Raw genomic sequence first — 24,564 nt, forward strand, 5'->3', positions numbered from 1 at the left:
CCCGAGACCCCTCCCGGGGCTGCGCCCCGAGACCCCTCCCGGGGCTGCGCCCCGAGACCCCTCCCGGGGCTGCGCCCCGAGACCCCTCCCGGGGCTGCGCCCCGAGACCCCTCCCGGGGCTGTGCCCCGTACCCGCCTTGGGGCTGTGCCCCGTACCCGCCTTGGGGCTGTGCCCCGTGCCCGCCTTGGGGCTGTGCCCCGTGCCCGCCTTGGGGCTGTGCCCGGGCGGGGCTGCGCCCGCGCGCGTGCAGGGTTTGTGTGGGGCGGAGCCCCCACGAGGGGTGCGGGGCGGAGCCCCGTAAAGGGGGCCCGGGGGCGGAGCCCCCCCGGTTTCGGGATGGGGGTGCCCCCGGACGGAGTCTGGGGGAGGGCGGGGTGGGGGAACGCTCCGCGCGGCAGGCCAGGGGCGGGCTACGGGGTATGGCGGCGGGCGCGGAGGGCGAGGCTGAGGGAGAGGACCGTTTCCGGGTCGTCCAGGTCGGTGCCCAGGAGTTCGGCGATGCGGGCCAGGCGGTTGTACAGGGTCTGGCGGTTGAGGTGCAGCTCGCGGGCGGTCTCCGCCTTGCGGCCCGCATGGGCCAGGTAGGTCTCCAGCGTGGGGAGGAGCGGCGGGCGGGACGTGGCGTCGTGCTGCCGGAGCGCGCCGATCGCCCGGTCCACGAACGCCGCCAGGTCGGGGTGTTCGCGCAGCCGCCACAGCAGCAGGTCGATGTCCAGGCGGCGGGCGTCGTACCAGGGCCGGGCGGGCAGGCCCTGCGCGGCGGTAGCGGTCTCCGCGGCGTGGCGCAGGCCGGAGGAGGCCGCCGCCCAGCCGCCCGCGACGCCGACGACCACCGCCGGCGGGGACCCGGCGCGGTCCAGGCCGGCCCGTTCCACGCCCGCCCGCAGCGCCGCCGCGACCCGGTCCGCGACCGCCGTCCGCTCGGACTCGGTGCGCAGGCCGACGAGGAGCGGAACCCGGCCCTCGACCGGGCGGACGCCCAGGAGGACGGGGACGCCGACCGAGGAGAGCTCCTCCAGGACCGCCCGGGCCAGCACGGCCCAGTTGCCCGACGGGCCCAGGTCCGAGGCCAGCCGCATGACCACCGGCAGGAGGGGGCCGGAGCCCGGTTTGAAGCCCAGTACGCGGGCCTGTGCCGGGGCGTCCTCCGCCGAGATGCGTCCCTCCGCCAGGTCGGTGAGGAAGTCGCCGCGGCCGCGCGCGGCCAGCTCCTCCTCCTGCCGGGCCTGCATGAGGACGACGGCCAGGACCCCCGCCGTGCGTTCCGCGGCCATCCGGTGGACGGGCTGGAGGGTGGCGGTGACGCCGAGCAGGACCAGGCGGGCGCGGACCGAGCCGGTGCCGTGGCCCCCGCCCGGGACGTCGATCAGGACGACGTTCCCGGAGGGTTCGGCCTCCCGGCCGCGCAGTCCTTCCCACACCTGGAGCGGGTCGGCGGCCGCCTCGCCGGCCGCGCTGCCCGCCGCGTAGAGGAGCTGCCCGTCGGGGGTCTCCAGGAACACCGGGTTGCCGGTGAAGTCGGCGAGGATGTGCAGGACCTGCGGGACGCCGCCACCGCCCAGCAGTGCCTCGGTACATCGCCGGTGGACTTCCTCGGCCCGCTGGAGGAGCGCGTAGTGGCCGTTGACGATCTCGGTGTGGACTTCCTCCGTGACCGTCACGAAGGGGACCTCGCGGTGCAGTTGGACCAGCGGCAGGCCGGCCGCGCGCGCCGTGTCCACGATCGTCGCCGGGAGGCGGGTGAACCGCGGGCCCAGTTCCACCACCAGCGCGGCGATGCCCCGGTCGGCCAGCCGCCGTACGAAGGCGCGCTGTTCGGCGGGGCGGGTGCCGAGGCCGAGGCCGGTGGTCAGCAGCAGCTCCCCGCCCTTGAGGAGGGAGGCGATGTTGGGGACCTCGCCCGCGTGCACCCAGCGGACGGTCCGGCCGAGCCGGTCCGCGCCGACGACCACTTCGGGGAGGCCGCTGCGCAGTCCCGGCAGTTCCAGCGCCCGCTGAACGGTGATCCCGCCACCCTGGTTGTCCATGTGCCGGACGCTACCGGCAGGTGTGTTCCGTGAACATCACCCACCCGTTACGAGTCGTCGCTCCGGCCGACAACTCGTCGCCCGCGCAAGCGGATTATCGGACTGCGTGTCGCTTGTGGCCTGCGTCACGTGCCGTCAGAGTGGGCGCCCTCCGAACGACAGGAACGAGGGCGAGACAGCATGAGCAGTGGTTCCCCGGCCTCCCCGGGCACCGGCGAGGTGCAGCGGCTCAAGGCCAACTCCGTCGGACTGGTCGGCGTGGTGTTCATGGCCGTGGCCACCGCCGCCCCCATCACCGCCATGACGGGCAACCTTCCCATCGCGGTCGGCTTCGGCAACGGCACCGGCGCCCCCGCCGGCTACCTCTTCGCCACCGTCGTCCTGACCGTCTTCGCCGTCGGCTACGTCGCCATGGCCAAGCGGATCACCGCCGCGGGCGCCTTCTACGGCTACATCTCGCACGGCCTCGGCCGGATCGCCGGCATGGCCTCCGGACTGCTCGCGGTCCTCGCCTACATCGTCTTCGAGGCGTCGATCGTCGGTGTCTTCGCCTACTTCGCCAAGACCACCGTCCACGACCAGCTCGGCGTCGACCTGCCCTGGGTGGTGTACGCGGCCGGCATGCTCGCCGTCACCGCCGTCCTCGCGCACTTCGACATCAACCTCACCGCCAAGGCCCTCGGCATCATGCTGGTCGCCGAGATCGCCGTCCTGTTCGCCGTCGCCACCGCCGTGCTGATCGCCGGCGGCGGCCCGGACGGAATCCCGGTCGAGCCGGTCAACCCGAAGAACGCCTTCACCGGCACCTCCGCCGGCCTCGGCCTGTTCTTCGCCTTCTGGTCCTGGGTCGGCTTCGAGTCCACCGCCATGTACGGCGAGGAGTCCCGCGACCCCAAGCGGGTCATCCCCCGGGCCACCCTGATCTCCGTCGTCGGCGTCGGGCTGTTCTACATCTACGTCTCCTGGATGACCATCTCCGGGAACGGGCTGGCCAAGTCCGTCGAACTGTCCGCCTCCGCAAGCCCGCTCGACCTGTTCTTCGCCCCGACGCAGAGCTTCATCGGCGGCTGGGCCGTCGACGCCTTCCAGTGGCTGCTGCTCACCGGCTCCTTCGCCTGCGGCATGGCCTTCCACCAGTGCGCCGCCCGCTACCTCTACGCCATCGGCCGCGAGGGCTTCCTCCACCCGGCGCTCGGCCGCACCCACTCCCGGCACGGCTCCCCGTACCTGGCCTCCGTCGTCCAGACCTGCATCGCCACGGCGCTGGTCGCGGGCTTCTGGCTCACCGGGCAGGACCCCTACCTGCACCTCTACACCCTGCTCGCGATCCTCGGCACCATGGCCATCCTGATCGTGCAGACCCTCTGCTCCTTCGCGGTCATCGGCTACTTCCGCAAGAACCACCCCGAGGACCGGCACTGGTTCCGGACCTTCACCGCCCCGCTGCTCGGCGGGATCGGTATGACCGCCGTGGTGGTGCTGCTGGTGGTCAACATGGAGACCGCGGCCGGCGCGGCCGCCGGATCCCTCTTCTTCACGCTCATCCCGTGGATCGTCGGGCTGGTCTTCTTCGGCGGGCTCGCCGCCGGCTTCTGGCTGAAGGCCAAGGCCCCCGCCCGCTACGAGATCATCGGCCGGATCGTCCTGGAGGACTCCGCCGAGCGCACCGACGACCAGGTCCCGTCCGCCGCCACCGCCTGAGCAGGAGCCACCGCCATGGCCCGTACCCCCGTCATGCACGCACTCCGGCGGCTGGCCGCCGAGCACGCCGCCGCCCGCCGCCTGAAGCTGCCCGTCGCCGAGGTCCGCGGACTCGGCCGCCGCGAACTGCTCGGCCGCGCCGCCGCCCTCGGCCTCGGCCTGACCGCCCTGGGCACCGCACCCGCCCGCGCCGCGGAGACCTCCCTCCCCGACAAGAGGCCCGTCGGCAACCCGCGCATCGCCGTGGTCGGCGCCGGCATATCCGGTCTCACCGCCGCCCTCACCCTCCAGGACGCCGGCCTGCGCTGCACCCTCTACGAGGCCGACCCGGCCCGGGTCGGCGGCCGCATGTGGACCCAGCGCGGCCACTGGGCGTACGGACAGACCTCCGAGATCGGCGGCGAGCTGATCGACACCAGCCACAAGAAGATCCTCGAACTGTGCCGGCGGTTCGGGCTGCCCACTTCGGACTTCCTCGGCGGCGGGCCCAACGGCGCCGAGGAGGTCCTCTGGTTCAACGGCGGGTACTACCCCCGCCACCAGGCCGACGAGGATTTCAACGCCGTCCACCAGCAACTCCGCCGCGACCTCTCAGAGGCGGGCGAGGTGTCCTGGAACACCACCACCCCCACCGGCACCGCCCTCGACACCATGTCCCTGTACGAGTGGATCGAGAGCCGGGTCCCCGGCGGACACTCCTCGAACCTGGGCCGCTTCATGGACGTGGCCTACAACGTCGAGTACGGGGCCGACACCACCGAGCAGTCCGCGCTCGCCCTGGTCCTGCTGATGGGCTACCAGACCAATCCCGGCAACTTCAACATCTGGGGCCTGTCCGACGAGCGCTACCACATCACCGGCGGCAACGACCGGCTGCCGAACGCGATCGCAGCCGCGCTGCCCGCCGGTTCGATCCTCATGGGCCGCGAGCTGACCGCCGTACGGGCCAACACCGACGGCACGCAGACCCTCACCTTCGACGACTCCGGAGCCACCCGCACCGTCGTCGCCGACCACACCGTCCTGTGCGTGCCGCTGCCGGTCCTGCAGCGGGTCGACACCTCACAGGCCGGCTTCGACCCGCTGATGCGGAGCCTGCTGCGCGACGCCCGGATGGGCCACTGCACCAAGCTCAACATGCAGTTCACCGGCCGGCCCTGGCGCGGCACCGGCCCCTGGCCCGGCGTCTCGGCCGGGGACTGCTTCACCGACTCCGACGTGCAGCAGACCTGGGACACCACCAAGGTCCAGCCCGGCAACGGCGGCATCCTCATCCAGTACGGCGGCGGGACGCTCGCCAGGTCCCTGCACCCCGCGGCACCCTTCGGCACCGAGTCCGACCCCTACGTACGCTCCCTCGCGACCCGCATGCTCACCGGCATCGACGCGTTCTTCCCCGGCACCAAGGCAGCCTGGAACGGCAGGGCCCAGCTGTCGGCCTGGCACGAGAACCCCCGCGCCCTCGGCGCGTACTCGTACTGGCCCGTCGGGTACCTGCACCGCTACGCCAAGTACGAGGGCACCGCGCAGGGCAACGTCCACATCGGCGGCGAGCACTGCAGTTACGACTTCCAGGGGTTCATGGAGGGCGGCGCCACGGAGGGCGAGCGGGCGGCCAGGGAGGTGATCGCCGCCCTGACCTGAGCCGCCGGCCCCGCCCTACCGCGGCTTGATGTTGTGGTTGAAGCGGAAGACGTTGTCCGGGTCGTACCTCCGCTTCACCTCGCCCAGCCGCCGCATGTTGTCCGCGCCCAGGCCCGCGACCACCCGGTCCCGGCCCTCGTCCCCGGTGAAGTTGAGGTACGTCGCGCCGGTGGACCAGGGCCGGGAGTCGGCGCGGACGTCCCGCACCCAGCTCCGGCACCGCTCGTCGTCGGCCGGGTCCGCCCAGATCCCGAACGGGTGCACCACCCAGGCGGCGTCCCGGTAGGGCACCGGGTAGTCGGACGGGCCGGAGGCGATGGCGCCGCCCTGCGGGAACAGGATGTGCTGGGTACCGGTCGGCACCGGCATCGAGCCGGCCCGCGCGCAGAACACCTCCACGAACGCGTCCGGCACCCCGGTCAGGTACTCCGCCGACCAGTAGTTCCGCATCCCCGGCGGGTCGTCGATCATGCACTGGAGATCGGCGTACGGGATCCCGGTGACCAGCTCCGCCTCGTGCGGGATCGCCAGCAGGGGCTCCGCCAGCTTCCGCATCCGCTCCTCCGGGCCCGCGTACGTCAGCAGCAGCCCGCACACCAGTTTCCCGACCAGGTGCGGCGGCACGAGCTCGTCGTCCGGCGGACCGGTCAGGTAGAGCACCCCGCCGCCCGCCTCGTTCGGGCCGCCCTCGATCAGCTCGCGGTACGTGCGCACCACCTGGGGCCCGTGCTCCGGCAGGTACAGCAGGAACGCGATGGACATGGCCGGCAGGTCGTGCAGCCGCAGCGTGAGCGAGGTGGCCACGCCGAAGTTCCCGCCGCCGCCGTGCAGCGCCCAGAACAGGTCCGGATGGTCCTCGGCGGTCGCCGTCAGGCACTCGCCGTCCGCGGTGACCAGGTCCACGCCCAGCAGGTTGTCCATCGCCAGCCCGAACGCACGGTCCAGCCAGCCCGAGCCGCCGCCCAGCACGAAGCCGCCCACCCCGGTGGTGGAGGCGCGGCCGCCGGTGGTCGCCAGGCCGTACGGCTGGCAGGCCCGGTCCAGATGGCTCATCACCGACCCGCCGCCGACCCGGACGGCCTTCGCCGCCGGGTGCACCGTCACCTCGTGCATCCGGCGCAGGTCCACCACCAGCGCCCCGTCGCCGAGGGCGGAGCCCGCCACGCTGTGCCCGCCGCCGCGCACCGCGACCGGCAGGTCCAGCTCGCGCGCGAACCGCACCGCCGTGACCACGTCCGCCTCGCTCTCGCACTGCGCGATCACGGCCGGACGCCGGTCGATCATGGCGTTGAAGACCGTCCGCGCCTCGTCGTAGCCGGGGTCGTCCGGGGCGAACACATCGCCCGAGAGGTCCTCGCGGAGCGCGGCCAGCGCCGCACCCGCCTTGCCGGAGGCGGCCATACCGGGCCCCCTTCCCTGGCAGGGGTGAAGGTCCCTTCAAGGCTAGGCGGGCCCGCCGAGCACCGCTCCCCGGACGGGGGGCGGAGCGGTGCTCCGGGCGGGGGGCGGAGCGGTGCGCCGGGCGGCGGGCGCCGCGGGATCAGCCGCCGTACGCGCCGCTCGCCGTCAGCCGCAGCGCCGTGTCGATCAGCGGGACGTGGCTGAACGCCTGCGGGAAGTTCCCCACCTGGCGCTGCAGCTGCGGGTCCCACTCCTCGGCGAGCAGCCCCAGGTCGTTGCGGAGCGACAGCAGCTTCTCGAACAGTTTCCGGGCCTCGTCCACCCGCCCGATCATCGCCAGGTCGTCCGCCATCCAGAACGAACAGGCCAGGAAGGCCCCTTCGTCGCCCTCCAGACCGTCCACGCCGGCCTCGTCCCCGGCCGTCGGGTAGCGCAGGATGAACCCGTCCGCGGTGGACAGCTCCCGCTGGATCGCCTCGATCGTGCCGATGACCCGCTTGTCGTCCGGCGGCAGGAAGCCCATCTGCGGGATCAGCAGCAGCGAGGCGTCCAGCTCCTTCGAGCCGTACGACTGGGTGAAGGTGTTGCGCTCCTTGTCGTAGCCCTTCTCGCAGACGTCCCGGTGGATCTCGTCGCGCAGCTCCCGCCAGCGTTCCAGCGGACCGTCCGCGTCCCCGCTCTCGATCAGCTTGATCGTGCGGTCCACCGCCACCCAGGCCATCACCTTCGAGTGCACGAAGTGCCGGCGCGGGCCGCGCACCTCCCAGATGCCCTCGTCCGGCTGGTCCCAGTGCGCCTCCAGGTAGTGGATCAGCTTCAGCTGGAGCACCGAGGCGTAGTCGCTGCGCGCCAGACCGGTCATGTGGCCCAGGTGCAGGGCCTCGGTGACCTCGCCGTAGACGTCCAGCTGGAGTTGGTGGGCGGCGCCGTTGCCGACCCGGACCGGCTGCGAGTTCTCGTAGCCGGGCAGCCAGTCCAGCTCCGTCTCGCCGAGCTCGCGCTCGCCCGCGATCCCGTACATGATCTGCAGGTTCTCCGGGTCGCCGGCCACCGCGCGGAGCAGCCACTCGCGCCAGGCGCGGGCCTCCTCCCGGTACCCGGTGCGCAGCAGCGAGGACAGGGTGATCGCCGCGTCCCGCAGCCAGGTGTACCGGTAGTCCCAGTTCCGTACGCCGCCGATCTCCTCGGGCAGCGAGGTGGTCGGCGCGGCGACGATCCCGCCGGTCGGCGCGTAGGTCAGGGCCTTCAGGGTGATCAGGGAGCGGACCACCGCCTCCCGGTAGGGCCCGTGGTACGTGCAGTGCTCGACCCACTCGCGCCAGAACTCGGTGGTGGCCTCCAGGGCGGCTTCGGGGTCCGGCTCCTCCGGCGCCCCCTTGTGCGAGGGCTGCCAGCTGATGCAGAACGCCACCCGGTCACCGGGGCCGACCGTGAAGTCGGCGTAGGTGGTCAGGTCCTTGCCGTAGGTCTCGGCCTCCGTGTCCAGCCAGACCGAGTCCGGGCCGGCCACGGCCACGGTGCGCGCGTCCACCTTGTGCACCCAGGGCACGACGCGCCCGTAGCTGAAGCGCATGCGCAGCGCGGACCGCATCGGCACCCGGCCGCTGACCCCCTCGACGATGCGGATGAGCTGCGGCGCGTGGTCCTCGCGCGGGGGCATGAAGTCGATGACCCGGACCGTGCCGCGCGGGGTGTCCCACTCCGACTCCAGGACCAGCGAGTCGCCCCGGTAGCGACGGCGGTCGGCGTCCGGGGCCTTGGTGCCCGGGGCGACGGCCGGGCCGATGCGCCAGAAGCCGTGGTCCTCCGTTCCGAGGAGTTTCGCGAAGGCGGCATGGGAGTCGAAACGGGGCAGGCAGAGCCAGTCCGCCGACCCGTCCCGGCAGACCAGTGCGGCGGTCTGCATGTCCCCGATCAGTGCGTAATCCTCGATGCGCCCGGACACGTTGCATCTCCAGTCGAACGGCCACGTCCGCCCCGAAGGGCGCTTGCGTTACTGCTGGGTTTCCGCCGGCCGGCTGGGGTGGTGCCGTCTGCCGGTCTGCTCGGCGGCGATGTAGAGCGTTTATCCGAGCAGGATAAGACGGCACCCTAGTGATCTCCTTGAGGGCCGCAGGAATGCGGCTGGTCCGAACGGGTGAGGCCAGGGCGGTACGCCCCGCGGCCGCGCGGACCGTCTCACCGGAGCGTGGCTCGGAGGCGGACCGTCCAGGTCGCTGATAGGCTGGTACTCCGTGGACCGGTGGTCTGCCTGTGCGAACCAGGGGCCCCGAAACCGCAGCTAGTCCGCAGATTCGGCACCCCCGGAAACGGGAGACGTGGCCGGACGCACCTCACTTCGCGACCACGGGAGCCCCCTCTTGGCGATGCCGCCCAAATCTCTGACGACCAAGCACATCTTCGTCACCGGGGGTGTCGCTTCGTCCCTCGGCAAGGGCCTCACGGCCTCCAGCCTGGGTGCGCTGCTCAAGGCGCGCGGTCTGCGGGTCACCATGCAGAAGCTCGACCCGTACCTGAACGTCGACCCGGGCACCATGAACCCGTTCCAGCACGGCGAGGTGTTCGTCACCAACGACGGCGCCGAGACGGACCTGGACATCGGCCACTACGAGCGCTTCCTCGACGTCGACCTCGACGGCTCGGCCAACGTCACCACCGGCCAGGTCTACTCGCAGGTCATCGCCAAGGAGCGGCGCGGCGAGTACCTCGGTGACACCGTGCAGGTCATCCCGCACATCACCAACGAGATCAAGCACCGCATCCGCCGCATGGCGACCGACGACGTCGACGTCGTCATCACCGAGGTCGGCGGCACGGTCGGCGACATCGAGTCGCTGCCGTTCCTGGAGACCGTCCGCCAGGTCCGCCACGAGGTCGGCCGGGACAACGTCTTCGTCGTGCACATCTCGCTGCTGCCGTACATCGGTCCGTCCGGCGAGCTGAAGACCAAGCCGACCCAGCACTCGGTCGCCGCCCTGCGCAACATCGGCATCCAGCCCGACGCGATCGTGCTGCGCGCCGACCGCGACGTCCCCACCTCCATCAAGCGCAAGATCTCGCTGATGTGCGACGTGGACGAGGCCGCCGTGGTCGCCGCCATCGACGCCAAGTCGATCTACGACATCCCCAAGGTGCTGCACACCGAGGGCCTGGACGCGTACGTCGTGCGCAAGCTCGACCTGCCCTTCCGTGACGTGGACTGGACCGTCTGGGAGGACCTCCTCGACCGCGTCCACAACCCCGACCACGAGGTCAACGTCGCGCTGGTCGGCAAGTACATCGACCTGCCGGACGCCTACCTGTCGGTGACCGAGGCGCTGCGCGCCGGCGGTTTCGCCAACCGCGCCCGCGTCAAGATCAAGTGGGTCACCTCGGACGACTGCAAGACCCCGGCGGGCGCGGCTGCGCAGCTGGGCGACGTGGACGCGATCTGCGTCCCCGGCGGCTTCGGCGACCGCGGCGTGGACGGCAAGGTCGGCGCGATCACCTACGCCCGCGAGAACAGGATCCCGCTGCTGGGCCTGTGCCTCGGCCTGCAGTGCGTGGTCATCGAAGCGGCGCGGAACCTGGCGGGCATCGAGGAGGCGAACTCCACCGAGTTCGACCCCTCCACCCCGCACCCGGTCATCTCGACCATGGAGGAGCAGCTGGCCTTCGTCGAGGGCGCCGGCGACCTGGGCGGCACCATGCGGCTGGGTATGTACACGGCCAAGCTCGCCGAGGGCTCCATCGTCCGCGAGGTCTACGGCGACGCGTACGTCGACGAGCGCCACCGGCACCGCTACGAGGTGAACAACGCCTACCGCGGCGAGCTGGAGAAGAAGGCGGGCATCGTCTTCTCCGGCACCTCCCCGGACAACAAGCTGGTCGAGTACGTCGAGTACCCGCGCGAGGTGCACCCCTACCTGGTGGCCACCCAGGCCCACCCGGAGCTGCGCTCCCGCCCGACCCGCCCGCACCCGCTCTTCGCCGGCCTGGTGGCGGCCGCCGTGCAGCGCAAGCAGGGCTGACGCTCGATAACGTAGGCGGCCGGGGTACGGATCATCCGTACCCCGGCTGTCGCGTTTCTCGGGAGGGGTACGGCCATGGCGTCGAAGGAGATCAAGGACACCGCGGAGATCTGGGAGGTCCTCGCGTCGGAGCGGCCGTTCCAGGGTGCGAAGACGGCCGTCGATTCCGAGCGGGTGCGGATGCCGGACGGTTCGGTGGCCCGCCGCGACTACCAGGTGCACCCGGGCTCGGTGTGCGTGCTGGCGCTGGACGGGGAGGGCCGGATCCTGGTGCTGAACCAGTACCGCCACCCGGTGCGGCACCGGATGTGGGAGCTGCCGGCCGGCCTGCTGGACGTGCCGGGGGAGAACCCGCTGCACGCTGCGCAGCGCGAGCTGTACGAGGAGGCGCACGTCAAGGCGGAGGACTGGCGGGTGCTGGTCGACTTCTTCCCCTCGCCCGGCGGGTCGGACGAGGCGGTCCGGCTCTTCCTGGCCCGCGACATCGCCGAGGCGGAGGGCGAGCGCTACGAGGCCCACGGCGAGGAACTGGACATGGAGGTGGCCCGCGTCCCGCTGCCGGACCTGGTCCGCGGCGCGCTGGCCGGCGAGCTGGGCAACGCGGCCCTGGTGACGGGCGTCATGGCCCTCTCCGCCGTCCTCTCCTCCGGCGCCCTGGACACCCTCCGCCCCGCCGAGGCCCCCTGGCCGGCCCGCCCGTTCGCGTCGTAGGGGATCGCCGCCCCGCGCCGTGCGGGCAGGCCTGCCGCAGGGCGATGGGGTACCCCCGGCTTGGTGGGCATACGGCACCCCGGTCCCGCGAGGGCTCGCGCAGCCACCCCAGCCCGGCCCCCGCCAGGGCTTCGTACCGCTCCCGCCCACGCTTCGTGTCGACCCCGCTCCCACCCGGAGCAAGGTTCGTATGAAGATCTGCTGATCCGATCGAGGGATTGTCAGCCCTGCGCGCCGCAGGCGGTCGCTCTCCGTGAACTACGCTCGGGATTCCCCGAAGCGACGGCCACGGAAAGGAGCGGGCTGTGACGGATTTCGTCGGGCGGCGGCGCGAGCTCAAGGAGCTGCGCGAGGACATCGCCCGGACCGGTCTCGACACCCTCTCCGGCCGCAAGGACATGGCCCCCCGAGCCCGGGTCCTGCTCATCGCGGGCCGCCCGGGCTCCGGCCGGACCGCGCTCGCCGAGGAGTTCGTGCGCGAGGTGGCCGACGAGTACCCCGACGGGGTGCTGCGGGCCCGCCTCTCCGCCCCCGGCGGGGAGACCGCGTCCACCCAGCGCACCCTGCGGGACCTGCTCGAAGGCCTCGGCCGGCGCACACCCCCCGGGGCCGGCGCCGACGAGCTCGGGGAGGTGCTCAACGAAGCCCTGGCCGGGCGCCGGGCGATCGTCCTGCTGGACGACGCCCTCGACGCCCTCCAGGTCGACCCGCTCCTCCCCGACGTCCGCGAATGTCTGGTCGTGGTCACCTCCGAGGGACCGCTCACCGGGATTCCGGATGTCCGCCCCTGCACCCTCGGGGGCCTGGACACGCCGGCCGCCGTACAGCTGCTCACCCAGCGGATCGGCGACATCCGCGTCACGGTCGACCCGCGCGCCGCCGAGGCCCTCGCCGAGGCCTGCGGAGGCCAGCCCGCGGCTCTCGCCCTGGTGGGCGGCTGGCTCGCCGCGCACCCCAAGGCCACCGTCGCGGACCTCGCCAAGCAGCTCCACGACACGCCCGCCGCGGCCGGCGGCGGGCCCCTGGCCCGGGCGTTCCGCTTCGTCTACGCTTCGCTGCCGCAGCCGGCCCAGCGGACCCTGCGGCTGCTGCCGCTCGCCCCCGCCGGGATCATCGATCCGCACACCGCCTCCGCGCTGGCGGGCTGCTCGGTGGCCGCGGCCCAGTCGACGCTGGAGGACTTCGCCGGACTGGGCCTCGTACGGCCTGCCGCGGACGGCCTCTACCTGCTGCCCGGCTGCCTCGCGCCGTTCCTGCGGAACCTGCTGGAGAGCAAGGAGAAGCCCGCCGAGGTGCAGCTCGCCCGGGCCCGCGCGCTGGAGCGGACCGTACGGCTGCTGCACTCCTGCCGGGCCGTGGCGGAAGGGGACGAGGACGAGCTCGTATGGGAGAAGCGCGAGGCCTCGTCGGGGCTGCCCCGGGCCCTCCGCTTCCCCGACGCGCGGGCGGCCGCCCGCTGGCTGGACTCCCGGCTGCCCGCCCTCGACGCCTCCGCCCGGCTCGCCGTCGCCGACGGCGAGCTGGACACCCTGGCCCGCCGGCTGATCTCCGCCCTGGCCCGGGCGCTCGCCGTGCACCGGGGCACCGACGAGGCGGCCCCCGAGCTCTACGGGCTGCACCGGCTGGTCCTGGACGTGGCCGAGCGGCGCGGACTGCACCGCGAGAAGGCCGCGGCGCTGCTGAACCTGGCCGACCTGGACGCGGAGACCGGCCGGACCGGGGAGGCGCTGGAGCGCTACCGGGCCGCGCTGGACGCCGGACGCGAGGCGAAGGACCCGTACGCCACCGGCCGGGCGATGGAATCCGTAGGGGGCGCGCACCAGGAGCTGGGGGACTGGCACCGGGCGGCCGACTGGTTCGGCCGGGCCCTGGCCCAGTCGCTCGCCCGGGGGGAGCGGGCCGACGAGGCGCGGCTGTACGGGCGGCTCGGCAACGTGCACACCCTGTCCGGCCGCTACGGGGAGGCGCTGCGGAGCTGGCGGGCGGCCGCGGCCGGGTACCGGAAGCTGGCCGATGTTCCGGGCCAGGCAAAGGCGTTGAGCGAGATGGCCCGGGTGCAGGAGTACGCCGGGCGGCCCGAGGAGTCCCTGCACACCTGCCGTGAGGCGGTCGAGCTGGCCCGCCGGGCCGGGGACCTGCGGCTCCAGGCCGCCCTGCAGGTGCGGCTGGCCGACACGCTGGACCGGCTGGGCGACCCGGCGGCGGCCCGGTTGCACCGCTCGGCAGCTGATCGTCTGCTCGAAGACGACCCCGCAGCCTACGAAATCCGCAGCGGTTCTGGCCAAGATATTTAGTTTGCAAGGCTAGACACGCGTTAATCCTTCATTAAACTGGCTCTGCCACGTCATCTCGTGGTGCATCCCGTTGCGCACTGCTGTCAGCGGGTATGTATGGATTGCCCCGTTATTTCCCCTGAGCCAAGGACCGTGATCGACGATGAAGGTCGGCATCCCCCGCGAGGTCAAGAACAACGAGTTCCGGGTGGCCATCACCCCCGCCGGCGTGCACGAGCTCGTCCGCAACGGCCACCAGGTCTTCATCGAGCAGAACGCCGGCGTCGGCTCCTCGATCACGGACGCCGAGTACGTCGCCGCCGGTGCCGAGATCCTCGGCACCGCCGACGAGGTGTGGGCCACCGCCGACCTGCTGCTGAAGGTCAAGGAGCCCATCGCCGAGGAGTACCACCGCCTCCGCAAGGACCAGACCCTCTTCACCTACCTGCACCTCGCGGCCTCCCGTGAGTGCACGGACGCCCTGCTGGAGTCCGGCACCACCGCCATCGCCTACGAGACGGTCGAGCTCGCCAACCGCGCGCTCCCGCTGCTCGCCCCGATGTCCGAGGTCGCGGGCCGCCTGGCCCCGCAGGTCGGCGCCTACCACCTGATGCGCTCGGCCGGCGGCCGCGGCGTCCTCCCCGGTGGTGTCCCCGGCACCCACGCCGGCGAGTGCGTGGTCATCGGCGGCGGCGTCTCCGGCTGGAACGCGGCCCAGATCGCCATCGGCATGGGCTTCCACGTGACCCTGCTCGACAAGGACATCAACAAGCTCCGCGAGGCCGACAAGATCTTCGGCACGAAGATCAAGACCATCGTGTCCAACGCCTTCGAGCTGGAGAAGGCCGTCGTCGAGGCCGACCTCGTCATCGGCGCCGTGCTGATCCCGGGTGCGAAGGCCCCGAAGCTGGTCACCAACGAGCTCGTCGCCAAGATGAAGCCCGGAAGTGTCCTTGTCGACATTGCGATCGACCAGGGCGGCTGCTTCGAGGACTCCCGTCCGACCACCCACGCCGAGCCGACCTTCCAGGTCCACAACTCGGTCTTCTACTGCGTCGCCAACATGCCGGGCGCGGTGCCGAACACCTCCACCTACGCGCTGACCAACGCGACCCTGCCGTACATCGTGCAGCTCGCGAACCTCGGCTGGGTCGAGGCGCTGCGTCGCGACCCCGCGCTGGCGCTGGGCCTCAACACCCATGACGGCCAGGTCGTTTACGGGCCGGTCGCCGAGGCCCACGGCCTCGAGACGCTGGAGCTGCAGACCCTCCTCGGCTAGTCGAGCCGCTGGTGGGAGGCCCTTTGGGACTCCCGTCAACGACTGACGTCAATCTCACGTATCCGGCCGGACCTTGCCCGCAAGGTCCGGCCGGACGCGTCTGCGGGCGGGTCGGTGACCCCGTTCAACTCGCCTCGAACGTAACCCTTTAACCGTTTCGCGCACCCGCGAAACTTCGCGGCGACACCTCGGACGCTCTTGACAGAGCGGTGTTCGGTTGCCGACACATCGTGCCGGGTCCGGCGGATTGTGTTGCTGCGGAGCGCTGACACGCCATAGAGTCCACAACCGTCGGCATGGTGCCACGCTGACCTATCGATAAGTGTCCTGGTCACGTCCAAGGAGGTAAGACGACTTGTGAATGAGTCGACATTTGCTCCCGGGGGTGGTCAAGCAGGCGTACCTGCACGGGGCCAGGGTCCCGCAGGGCTCGAGGCTGTCGGCTCCGTCGCGGTCCGCACCTTCGCAAACCACCAGCACATGACGACGCCCCCGAAGAGCATGGACGGCCTAGACGTGAACTCCACGGCCGGCGACCGGAGCGGCGACACGCCCATCGGTTTCGCCGACTACGACGAGGTGCCCGAGGGGCACTTCTACGACCCCGACGCCGAGTACGAGCCCGACCCCGAGTACGCGGCCACGCTCGCCCCCGACGCTGCCCGGCAGCGCCGCGAGCGGATCGGCCCGACCGGACGGCCGCTGCCGTACTTCCCGATCCCGGGTCCGCTGACCGACCACGGTCCGGCGAAGATCATCGCGATGTGCAACCAGAAGGGCGGCGTGGGCAAGACCACGTCGACCATCAACCTGGGCGCGGCGCTCGCCGAGTACGGACGGCGGGTGCTGCTGGTCGACTTCGACCCGCAGGGCGCGCTGTCGGTGGGCCTCGGCGTGAACCCGATGGAACTCGACCTGACGGTCTACAACCTGCTCATGGAGCGGGGCATGTCGGCCGACGAGGTGCTGCTCAAGACGGCGGTCCCCAACATGGACCTGCTGCCGAGCAACATCGACCTGTCGGCGGCCGAGGTGCAGCTCGTCAGTGAAGTGGCCCGGGAATCAACGCTGCAGCGCGCGCTGAAGCCGCTGATGGCCGACTACGACTACATCGTGATCGACTGTCAGCCCTCGCTCGGCCTGCTGACGGTCAACGCCCTGACGGCCGCTCACAAGGTCATCGTCCCGCTGGAATGCGAGTTCTTCGCACTGCGCGGCGTCGCCCTGCTGACCGAGACCATCGAGAAGGTGCAGGAGCGGCTCAACCCGGAGCTGGAGCTCGACGGCATCCTCGCCACCATGTACGACTCCCGTACGGTGCACAGCCGCGAGGTGCTGGCGCGGGTGGTCGAGGCCTTCGACGACCACGTCTACCACACGGTCATCGGCCGGACGGTCCGCTTCCCGGAGACCACGGTGGCCGGCGAGCCGATCACCACGTACGCGTCCAACTCCGTGGGTGCCGCCGCCTACCGCCAGCTGGCCAGGGAGGTGCTCGCCCGGTGTCACGCCGAGTGAGTCTGCCCGGAGCGGACGAACTCTTCCGTACGACCGGGGGGATGGCGCTGCAGGCGTCGTCGCCTCGGCGGGGCGCGGAGGAGACTCCGTCACCTCTGGACGGCGGTGAGCACACGGCGGCGCAGGACGCGGCGCCGGCGTCGGCCCCGTCCGCGAACCCCGGCCGGGAGGCCGAGGAGCCCAGGCAGGCCGCGGTCGCCGCACAGCGCCGGCCGCAGGAAGGTTCCGGCCCGGCGCCGGTCGCCGCTCCCGCCGCCTCCTCCGCTCCCCGCCGCAAGGGCCGGGGGGCGAACCGGCGCCCGAGCGGGCGCGAGCGCCACGACGAGAAGATCACGGTCTACGTCTCCGCCGAGGAGCTCATGGACCTGGAGCACGCGCGGCTGGTGCTGCGCGGCGAGCACGGCCTCGCGGTGGACCGCGGCCGCATCGTCCGCGAGGCGGTCGCCGTGGTCCTGGCGGACCTGGAGTCCCGCGGCGACGCCAGCATCCTGGTCCGCCGCCTCCGCGGCCGCTGACCCCTCCGGGGCCTCCGCGGCCCCCGCGCTGCCGCCGCGGCCCTCCGCAGCCGCCGACCCACGCCGGGCCGCCTGCCCCACCCGTGCGGGCTCCCGCCCGCGCCCCCGCCTTCCGCAGCCCCGCCGGCCCACGCCGGGCGGGGCTGCGGCGGTTTCCGGGCCGCGGCCCCGCGATGTCTGCGCAGGCACCTCCGCCGAGGGCGGGCGTTCCGCAGGGCGATGGGGGTCCCCCTGCTCGAGCGAAGTCGAGAGCTTGGGCGAGGGTGGGCACGCCGGAACGCCGCCCAGCGGGCTGCGCTCCCGCCCCACCGAAGCGTTGCCCCGGCTCCGGCCGCAGCCGTGCCCGGCCAGGGCGGTGGCTGCGCCGGCCCCGGCACCGCCCCGAGCGGAGCTCCGCCCGGACGGGGGTCCGGACCGCAGCGGGGCCGGGGCGCGGGGTGGCTGCGCGAGCCCTCGCGGGGCCGGGGTGCCGTGTGCCCACCCGTGCCGCCCCAGCGGCACGACTGCCCACACGGCCGGCCGGATGCGGCTGCCTGGCCCCTCACCGCCGAGGCAACGGCCCCCCACACGGCCGGCCGGATACGGTTGCCTGGCCCCCCACGCCGAGGCAACGGCTCCCCGCACGGCGGCCGGATCCGGCTGCCGGGCCCGCCACGGTCGAGGCGGCGGCCCGCACGGTGGCGGGGCGGCGCGCCGGACCACACGGCGGCGGGGTGCGGGCGCTCCGGTCCGCACGGTCGTGGCCGGGCACGGGCCGGGGCCCGCAGGGCCGGGGCCTGTGGGGTCCGGGGCGGGGCGGGGGCAGGCCGGTAGGCTGCCGGGGTGCCATGTGCGGCCGTGACCGGCCGTCGGCGCAGCTGCCGGCCCTCTCCGCCCCCTGGATCGCGATGCCTCCGAACGACCCCGCCCGTCCCGCCGCCGGTCGGCGGCGCCTGGGCCGCGGCCCGGGGGTGCCGACCGGGCCGGCGCGGGTCGAGGAGGAGCAGCAGCCCGGTCCCGAGGTCCCGGAGTCGCCCGAGGTTCCGGAGATCGCCGAGGTCCCGGTGGTCGCCGAGGCTCCGGTGGTCGCCGAGGCTCCGGTGGTCGGCGAGGCTCCGGAGGTCGGCGAGGCTCCGGAGGTCGCAGAGGCTCCGGAGATCCCCGCACCCCCCGCAGCCCCCGCACCCGCGCTCGGCGCGGCCGCCGCCGTTCCGGACGGCGAGGTCGTGCCCGTCGCGCGGGACGGGAAGTTCACACTGCGGCTCGCGAACTTCGAGGGGCCGTTCGACCTGCTGCTGCAGCTGATCTCCCGGCACAAGCTCGATGTCACCGAGGTCGCCCTCTCCAAGGTCACCGACGAGTTCATGGCGCACATCCGTGCCATGGGCCCCGACTGGGACCTCGACCAGACCACCGAGTTCCTCGTGGTGGCCGCCACCCTGCTCGACCTCAAGGCCGCCCGGCTGCTGCCCGTCGCCGAGGTCGAGGACGAGGCCGACCTGGCCCTGCTCGAAGCCCGTGACCTGCTCTTCGCGCGGCTGCTGCAGTACCGCGCGTACAAACAGATCGCGGAGATCTTCGACCGGCGGGCGGACGCCGAGGGGCGGCGCCACCCGCGCACGGTGGGCCTGGAGCCGCACCACGCCGAGCTGCTGCCCGAGGTCGTCATCGGCATCGGCGCGGAAGGGTTCGCCCGGCTCGCCGCCAAGGCCATGCAGCCCCGGCCCGAGCCCCAGGTCTACGTGGACCACATCCACGCACCCCTGGTCAGCGTGCGGGAGCAGGCCGAGGTCGTCGTACGGATGCTGCGGGCCCGCGGCGAGGCGACGTTCGCCGAGCTCACCGAGGACGCGCCCGACACCCTCACCGTGGTGGCGCGGTTCCTCGCGTTGCTGGAGCTGTACCGGGAGAAGGCCGTGGAGCTTGAGCAGGAAGAGGCGCTGCGGGCCCTCACCGTGCGCTGGAGCGGCGGGGACACCGGCCCGTCGCCGGCCGTCACGGACGAGTTCGACCAGGTCGTGGAGGACACCGAATGAGCCGGAGCGAGAACCGGAGCGACAGCCGGGGCGGGATCGCCGACGCGGACGCGGAAGCGCTCGCGCTGAAGCCCGCCCTGGAGGCCGTCCTCATGGTCGTGGACGAGCCGGCCACCGAGGCCCACCTCGCCAAGGTGCTCGGCCGGACCCCCCGGGAGGTCGCCGAGGCCCTGTGCGAGCTCGCCGACGAGTACGACGTACAGCGGCGCGGCTTCGAGCTCCGGTTGGTGGCCGGGGGCTGGCGCTACTACACCCGGGCGGAGTACGCGCCGGCCGTGGAGGGCTTCGTCCTGGACGGCCAGCAGGCCCGCCTCACCCAGGCCGCGCTGGAGACCCTCGCCGTGGTGGCGTACCGGCAGCCGGTGAGCCGGAGCCGGGTCTCCGCCGTGCGCGGCGTGAACTGTGACGGGGTCATGCGGACCCTGCTCCAGCGGGGTCTGGTCGAAGAGGCGGGCACGGAACCCGAAACAGGTGCGATCCTGTACAGGACGACGAACTACTTTCTGGAGCGGATGGGCCTGCGCGGCCTGGACGAGCTCCCGGAGCTCGCGCCCTTCCTCCCGGAGGCGGACGCGATCGAGGCCGAGACGCAGGAAGGCGTCCCGTCGTTCGATCCGGACGCTCCGGACACAGATGAAGACGACAAGACGACGGACATTTGATGCGAAGCAGCGGCAGCGGCGGCAACAGGAACAGCGGCAAGAGCGGCGGGCGCGGTAACTACCGCGGCGCCGGGAACTCGCGCGACGACCGGAACACCCAGGGCCAGGGCCAGGGTCAGGGCCGGCCGCGCCGTCCCCGCCCGGAGGAGCGCCGCTACGACGTCGGCCCCGAGGGCGAGCGTTCCGGCGCCGGCCGCTCCGGCGGCGGTGCCCGCGGAGCCGCGGCCCGCGGCGGGGCCAAGGGCGCTCCGAAGAGCTCGAAGGCCCCCCAGGGCGGCCGTGGCGGCCAGGCCGCCGGCGGCGGGCGCGGCGGCCAGGCCCGCCCGTCCCGTCCCCGCGAGTACGACGCCCGGGTCGAGGAGCGCAACCGCGAGCGGTACGCGAACAAGCCCGAGATCAAGCTGCCCAAGACCTTCCCCGGCGCCGAGCAGGAGGGCGAGCGGCTGCAGAAGGTGCTGGCCCGGGCCGGCATGGGCTCGCGCCGTGCCTGCGAGGAGCTGATCGAGCAGGCCCGCGTCGAGGTCAACGGCAAGATCGTGACCGAGCAGGGCCTGCGGGTCGACCCGCAGAAGGACGAGATCAAGGTGGACGGCCTGACCGTCGCCACCCAGTCCTACCTCTTCTTCGCGCTCAACAAGCCCGCCGGCGTCGTCTCCACCATGGAGGACCCGGACGGCCGCCAGTGCCTCGGCGACTACGTCACCAACCGGGAGACCCGTCTCTTCCACATCGGCCGGCTCGACACCGAGACCGAGGGCATCATCCTGCTCACCAACCACGGCGAGCTGGCCCACCGGCTGACGCACCCCAAGTACGGCGTGAAGAAGAAGTACCTCGCGGCCATCACCGGCCCGCTGCCCCGTGAGATCGGCAAGCTGCTGCAGTCCGGCATCCAGCTGGAGGACGGGTACGCCAAGGCCGACCACTTCCGCGTGGTCGACCAGGTCGGCAAGAACTACCTGGTCGAGGTGACCCTGCACGAAGGCCGCAAGCACATCGTCCGCCGGATGCTGGCCGAGGCGGGCTTCCCCGTCGAGAAGCTGGTCCGTACGGCCTTCGGCCCGATCGAGCTCGGCGACCAGAAGTCCGGCTGGCTGCGCCGGCTGACCAACACCGAGGTCGGCATGCTGATGCGCGAGGTCGGCCTGTAGTCCGTCCCGCCCCCTCGGTTCGATCCGCGGAAGCCCGCAGTGCCCTCCGGCGCCGCGGGCTTCCGTCGTTCCCGGCGGCTCCGGGCCCGCGGATCCCGTTGTCTCCGCATCCCCTTGTCCGCGAATCCCTTGTCCGTGCTCCCCCGGAGTGTTTATAGTCGATCTGACTATTAAAGGGGTTCGTCATGGGCAGTTGGACACTCTCGTGGACCGAGGTCCTCGGGTTCGCCACCGGCGCCGTCTGCGTCTGGCTGGTCGCACGGCAGCACATCGCCAACTGGCCGGTGGGCATCGCCAACAACCTCTTCTTCATCGTGCTGTTCGTCCAGGCCGGGCTCTACGCCGACGCCGGCCTCCAGATCGTCTTCATCGCCCTGGCCGCGTACGGCTGGTGGACCTGGTCCCACGGGGGTGGACCGGGTACCGCCGAGGCCCTGCCGGTGCGCCGCACCTCGCGCACCGAATGGCTGTGGCTCGCCGCGGCCGGGGCGGTGACGACGGCCGCGCTCACCCTGCTGCTGGCCCGCGCAACCGACTCCACCGTCCCGTTCTGGGACGCCCTGACCACCGCGCTCTCCCTGACGGCCACCTACGGCCAGTGCCGCAAGCGCCTGGAGTCCTGGTGGCTGTGGATCGCCGCCGACCTGGTCTACGTCCCGCTGTACGCCTACAAGGGCCTGCACCTGACCGCGCTGCTCTACGTCGGCTTCCTCGCCCTGTGCGTGGCCGGCCTGCGCGGCTGGCGCCGGGACCTGCTCGGTACCGGCCCCGCGCCGCGTACGGGCACGGAGGTGACCGCGTGAGCACGACGTACGGCCACGGCCTGGTGCTCGGCAAGTTCTACCCGCCGCACGCCGGCCACCACCATCTGGTCCGCACCGCCCAGCGGCAGTGCGCCCGGCTGACCGTCCTGGTCTGCGCCTCCTCCGTCGAATCGGTGCCGCTGGCCGACCGAGTGGCCTGGATGCGTGAGGAGCACCCGGAGGCCGAGGTGGTGGGCGCCGTCGACGACGTCCCCGTGGACCTCGTGGACCCCGCCGTGTGGGACGCCCACATGGAGATCTTCAGGTCGGCCGTGCCCGGCCCGGTCGACGCCGTGTTCACCTCGGAGGACTACGGCACCGAACTGGCCCGCAGGTTCGGCGCCGAGGAGGTCCTCGTCGACCCCGGACGGACCCGCTTCCCGGTCTCCGGCACGGCCGTCCGCGCCGACCCGGCCGGCTGCTGGGAGTTCCTCTCCGCGCCGGTCCGGGCGGCCCTCACCCGGCGCGTGGTCGTGCTCGGCGCCGAGTCCACCGGCACCACCACCCTCTCCAGGGCCCTGGCCGGGCACTACCGCGAGCGCGGCGGGGTCTGGGCCCGTACCGGCTGGGTCCCCGAGTACGGCCGCCGGTACAGCGAGGAGAAGCTCGCCGCGCTGCGTGCCGTGGACCCGGAGGCCGACTGGGCCGACGCGGAGTTCGGCACCGACGAGTTCCCGGTCATCGCCCTCCGGCAGGACGCCGACGAGGAGCGGGAGGCCCGGCTCGGCTCTCCGGTCCTCGTCTGCGACACCGACTCCTTCGCCACCGCCATCTGGCACGAGCGCTACCTCGGCTGCCGCAGCCCGGAGGTCGAGGCGATCGCCGCCCGCCGACCCCGCGACCTGTACCTGCTCACCCACCACGAGGGCGTGCCCTTCGAGGACGACGGCCTGCGCGACGGACCCGGCCTGCGGCCCTGGATGACCGGCCGCTTCCACGAGGAACTCGCCCGGACCGGACGCCGTTTCCTGGTGGTCCGCGGCAGCGAGCAGGAGCGCCTGCGGACGGCCGTGGAGGCCGTCGACGCGCTGCTCGCCGAGGGGCCGCGGTTCACCGACCCCCTCCCGGAGCGACGATGACCACCTCCTCCTACGACCCGCACGCCTTCGAACCCTTCGCGGTCACCGTCGACCTCGCCGTGTTCACCGTGCGGGCCGGCCGGCTGCACGTGCTGCTGATCCGGCGCGGCCAGGAACCGTACACCGGTGCCTGGGCGCTGCCCGGCGGCTTCGTACTGCCCCGCGAATCCGCCGAGACCGCCGCCCGCCGGGAGCTCGCCGAGGAGACCGGCCTGCCCGGGCCGGTCGTGGCCGGGCTCCACCTCGAACAGCTGTGCACGTACAGCGAACCGGACCGGGACCCGCGGATGCGGGTCGTCTCGGTGGCGTTCACCGCGCTCGTACCGGACATGCCCGAACCCGTGGCCGAGGGCGGCGGGGACGCCGCCCAGGCCCGATGGACGCCCGCGGACGACACGACCCCGCTCGCGTTCGACCACGACGCGATCCTGCGCGACGCCCGGGAACGGATCCGCGCCAAGCTGGAGTACACCGGCCTGGCCACCGCGTTCTGCCCGCCCGAATTCACCCTCGGCGAGCTCCAGGCCGTCTACGAGACCGTCTGGGACACCACGCTCGACCGGCCGAACTTCCGCCGGAAGGTGCTCGCCACCCCCGGGTTCGTCGAACCCGTGCCCGGCGCCGCCCGGCTCACCGGCGGCCGGGGCAAGCCCGCCGCCCTCTACCGGGCGGGATCCGCCGCCGTGCTCCACCCGCCCCTGCTCCGACCGGAAGGAAAGCCGCGATGACGACCACCGGCCCCACCCCCACCAAGCGAGCGGCGACCGGCGCGCTCATCGGCCTGGCGCTGGGCGACGCCCTGGGCTTCCCGACCGAGTTCAACGACGTGCCCGGCATCCTCGCCAAGTTCGGCCCGTGGCGGGAGATGGGCCTGCCCCGCCCGGCCATCGTCACGGACGACACGCAGATGACCCTGGCCCTGGCGCGCGGCATCCGCACGGCCACGGACCGGGGCCGGATCGGACCGCTGCGCCTGACCCGTCCGGTGCGCGAGGAGTTCGTCGACTGGTACCACTCGCCCGAGAACAACCGGGCCCCGGGCAACACCTGCCTGCGGGCGTGCAGCCTGCTCAATGCCCCGGAGCGGGACTGGCGCGAGGCCAGCCAGATCGGCTCCAAGGGCTGCGGCGCGAACATGCGGGTGGTGCCGGTGGGCCTGGTGCCCGGGTGGACGGAGGAGGAACGGGCGGGAGCGGCCCAGCTCCAGTCGGCGCTGACCCACGGTCACCCGACCGCGCTCGCGGCGTCCGACCTGACCGCGCACGCGGTGTTCCTGCTGGCCCAGGGGGTCGAGGTGACGGGCCTGGTCGGCCGGCTGCGCTCGTACGCCCTCCGGCAGCGCACCCGCTACCACGAGCGCTGGCTCGGCGACCTGTGGATGCGTACGGCCTCGGACGCCACGCCCGAGTCCTTCATGGCGCGCGGCTGGGACGAGTGCCTGGCCGTCCTGGACCGGCTCGCGGCCGCGCTGCGCGACCCGGCCCCGGAGCTCGACCCGTGCCTGGCCACCGGCGAGGGCTGGATCGCCGAGGAGGCCCTGGCCACGGCCCTGCACTGCTTCCTGCTGTTCCCGGACCAGCCCCTCCTCGCTCTCCGCCGGGCCGCCTGCACCAAGGGCGACTCCGACTCGATCGCCTGCCTGGCGGGTGCCTTCGCCGGCGCCCACCTGGGCGCGGACGTGTGGCCGCGGGACTGGGAGGGCCGTATCGAGTACCGCGGGGAACTGCTGGAGTTCGGCGCGCTCTGGGACGCACCGGAGCAGTAGCCGGGGGCC

General features: G+C 72.9%; 18 protein-coding genes. 15 read left to right on the forward strand and 3 right to left on the reverse strand.

From position 1 onward, the window contains the following. Positions 1–411: 411 nt before the first annotated feature. Entirely contained in the window at positions 412–2,028 is a 1,617-nt protein-coding gene (locus tag AC067U_RS24620) for a PucR family transcriptional regulator (RefSeq protein ID WP_478831922.1), read from the reverse strand. Between the two features lie 180 nt (positions 2,029–2,208). On the opposite strand from AC067U_RS24620, the gene AC067U_RS24625 reads away from it, so the two are divergent. Both AC067U_RS24625 and AC067U_RS24630 read left to right on the forward strand, forming a co-directional pair. Next, a complete protein-coding gene (locus AC067U_RS24625) occupies positions 2,209–3,729 on the forward strand; it encodes an APC family permease (RefSeq protein ID WP_478831923.1) in 1,521 nt (506 codons plus the stop codon). 15 nt (positions 3,730–3,744) lie between these two features. After that, the gene (locus AC067U_RS24630; RefSeq protein ID WP_478831924.1) at positions 3,745–5,373 is read left to right on the forward strand and encodes a flavin monoamine oxidase family protein; all 1,629 of its coding nucleotides are present in this window, start codon (positions 3,745–3,747) and stop codon (positions 5,371–5,373) included. A 15-nt stretch (positions 5,374–5,388) separates the two neighbouring features. On the opposite strand, the gene AC067U_RS24635 is transcribed toward AC067U_RS24630, so the two are convergent. Continuing rightward, a complete protein-coding gene (locus AC067U_RS24635; protein WP_478831925.1) occupies positions 5,389–6,774 on the reverse strand; it encodes an FAD-binding protein in 1,386 nt (461 codons plus the stop codon). A 139-nt stretch (positions 6,775–6,913) separates the two neighbouring features. Next, positions 6,914–8,719 (reverse strand): glycoside hydrolase family 15 protein, encoded by a 1,806-nt coding sequence (locus AC067U_RS24640; RefSeq protein WP_478831926.1) that lies wholly within the window; start codon positions 8,717–8,719, stop codon positions 6,914–6,916. A 421-nt stretch (positions 8,720–9,140) separates the two neighbouring features. Between AC067U_RS24640 and AC067U_RS24645 the strand changes: the two genes are divergently transcribed. The 13 genes from AC067U_RS24645 (at position 9,141) to AC067U_RS24705 (ending at position 24,555) form a co-directional block, all read left to right on the forward strand. Further along, complete coding sequence (locus AC067U_RS24645) at positions 9,141–10,784, forward strand: CTP synthase (RefSeq protein WP_478831927.1); 1,644 nt, start codon at positions 9,141–9,143, stop codon at positions 10,782–10,784. 75 nt (positions 10,785–10,859) lie between these two features. Beyond that, on the forward strand, positions 10,860–11,495 hold the full coding sequence (locus AC067U_RS24650; RefSeq protein ID WP_478831928.1) for an NUDIX domain-containing protein: 636 nt from the start codon (positions 10,860–10,862) through the stop codon (positions 11,493–11,495). Between the two features lie 305 nt (positions 11,496–11,800). Next, positions 11,801–13,789 carry a tetratricopeptide repeat protein gene (locus AC067U_RS24655; RefSeq protein ID WP_478831929.1) on the forward strand — a complete coding sequence of 663 codons (1,989 nt, stop codon included), beginning with the start codon at positions 11,801–11,803 and terminating at the stop codon, positions 13,787–13,789. Positions 13,790–13,931: 142 nt separating this feature from the next. After that, a complete protein-coding gene (gene ald, locus AC067U_RS24660) occupies positions 13,932–15,047 on the forward strand; it encodes an alanine dehydrogenase (RefSeq protein ID WP_478831930.1) in 1,116 nt (371 codons plus the stop codon). A 357-nt stretch (positions 15,048–15,404) separates the two neighbouring features. After that, positions 15,405–16,565: a ParA family protein gene (locus AC067U_RS24665; RefSeq protein WP_478831931.1), complete on the forward strand. Its 1,161-nt coding sequence runs from the start codon at positions 15,405–15,407 to the stop codon at positions 16,563–16,565. Next, the gene (locus AC067U_RS24670) at positions 16,550–17,080 is read left to right on the forward strand and encodes a hypothetical protein (protein WP_478831932.1); all 531 of its coding nucleotides are present in this window, start codon (positions 16,550–16,552) and stop codon (positions 17,078–17,080) included. Before AC067U_RS24665 ends, AC067U_RS24670 begins: the two co-directional genes overlap by 16 nt. An 887-nt stretch (positions 17,081–17,967) precedes the next feature. Then, positions 17,968–19,095 (forward strand): segregation and condensation protein A, encoded by a 1,128-nt coding sequence (locus AC067U_RS24675; protein WP_478832153.1) that lies wholly within the window; start codon positions 17,968–17,970, stop codon positions 19,093–19,095. After that, positions 19,092–19,757: an SMC-Scp complex subunit ScpB gene (scpB, locus tag AC067U_RS24680; protein WP_478831933.1), complete on the forward strand. Its 666-nt coding sequence runs from the start codon at positions 19,092–19,094 to the stop codon at positions 19,755–19,757. Before AC067U_RS24675 ends, scpB begins: the two co-directional genes overlap by 4 nt. Then, positions 19,757–20,908, forward strand: coding sequence for a pseudouridine synthase (locus tag AC067U_RS24685; protein WP_478831934.1), 1,152 nt, complete (start codon positions 19,757–19,759; stop codon positions 20,906–20,908). The genes scpB and AC067U_RS24685 overlap by 1 nt, the downstream gene beginning before the upstream one ends. 185 nt (positions 20,909–21,093) lie before the next feature. Then, positions 21,094–21,711, forward strand: coding sequence for a nicotinamide riboside transporter PnuC (gene pnuC / locus AC067U_RS24690; RefSeq protein WP_478831935.1), 618 nt, complete (start codon positions 21,094–21,096; stop codon positions 21,709–21,711). Further along, a complete protein-coding gene (locus tag AC067U_RS24695) occupies positions 21,708–22,790 on the forward strand; it encodes an AAA family ATPase (protein WP_478831936.1) in 1,083 nt (360 codons plus the stop codon). Before pnuC ends, AC067U_RS24695 begins: the two co-directional genes overlap by 4 nt. Beyond that, complete coding sequence (locus AC067U_RS24700) at positions 22,787–23,518, forward strand: NUDIX hydrolase (protein ID WP_478831937.1); 732 nt, start codon at positions 22,787–22,789, stop codon at positions 23,516–23,518. Before AC067U_RS24695 ends, AC067U_RS24700 begins: the two co-directional genes overlap by 4 nt. Next, positions 23,515–24,555: an ADP-ribosylglycohydrolase family protein gene (locus tag AC067U_RS24705; protein WP_478831938.1), complete on the forward strand. Its 1,041-nt coding sequence runs from the start codon at positions 23,515–23,517 to the stop codon at positions 24,553–24,555. Before AC067U_RS24700 ends, AC067U_RS24705 begins: the two co-directional genes overlap by 4 nt. Positions 24,556–24,564: the final 9 nt, after the last annotated feature.

The organism is Streptomyces sp. NPDC043853 (genome assembly GCF_056436025.1).

Bases quoted from the DNA above. Each gene is read 5' to 3' on its own strand.
- AC067U_RS24625 (WP_478831923.1), top strand. From the start codon at position 2,209: ATGAGCAGTGGTTCCCCGGCCTCCCCGGGCACCGGCGAGGTGCAGCGG.
- AC067U_RS24645 (WP_478831927.1), top strand. From the start codon at position 9,141: ATGCCGCCCAAATCTCTGACGACCAAGCACATCTTCGTCACCGGGGGT.
- AC067U_RS24620 (WP_478831922.1), bottom strand. From the start codon at position 2,028: ATGGACAACCAGGGTGGCGGGATCACCGTTCAGCGGGCGCTGGAACTG.
- scpB (WP_478831933.1), top strand. From the start codon at position 19,092: ATGAGCCGGAGCGAGAACCGGAGCGACAGCCGGGGCGGGATCGCCGAC.
- AC067U_RS24675 (WP_478832153.1), top strand. From the start codon at position 17,968: ATGCCTCCGAACGACCCCGCCCGTCCCGCCGCCGGTCGGCGGCGCCTG.
- AC067U_RS24700 (WP_478831937.1), top strand. From the start codon at position 22,787: ATGACCACCTCCTCCTACGACCCGCACGCCTTCGAACCCTTCGCGGTC.
- AC067U_RS24650 (WP_478831928.1), top strand. From the start codon at position 10,860: ATGGCGTCGAAGGAGATCAAGGACACCGCGGAGATCTGGGAGGTCCTC.
- AC067U_RS24635 (WP_478831925.1), bottom strand. From the start codon at position 6,774: ATGGCCGCCTCCGGCAAGGCGGGTGCGGCGCTGGCCGCGCTCCGCGAG.
- AC067U_RS24685 (WP_478831934.1), top strand. From the start codon at position 19,757: ATGCGAAGCAGCGGCAGCGGCGGCAACAGGAACAGCGGCAAGAGCGGC.
- pnuC (WP_478831935.1), top strand. From the start codon at position 21,094: ATGGGCAGTTGGACACTCTCGTGGACCGAGGTCCTCGGGTTCGCCACC.
- ald (WP_478831930.1), top strand. From the start codon at position 13,932: ATGAAGGTCGGCATCCCCCGCGAGGTCAAGAACAACGAGTTCCGGGTG.
- AC067U_RS24630 (WP_478831924.1), top strand. From the start codon at position 3,745: ATGGCCCGTACCCCCGTCATGCACGCACTCCGGCGGCTGGCCGCCGAG.
- AC067U_RS24705 (WP_478831938.1), top strand. From the start codon at position 23,515: ATGACGACCACCGGCCCCACCCCCACCAAGCGAGCGGCGACCGGCGCG.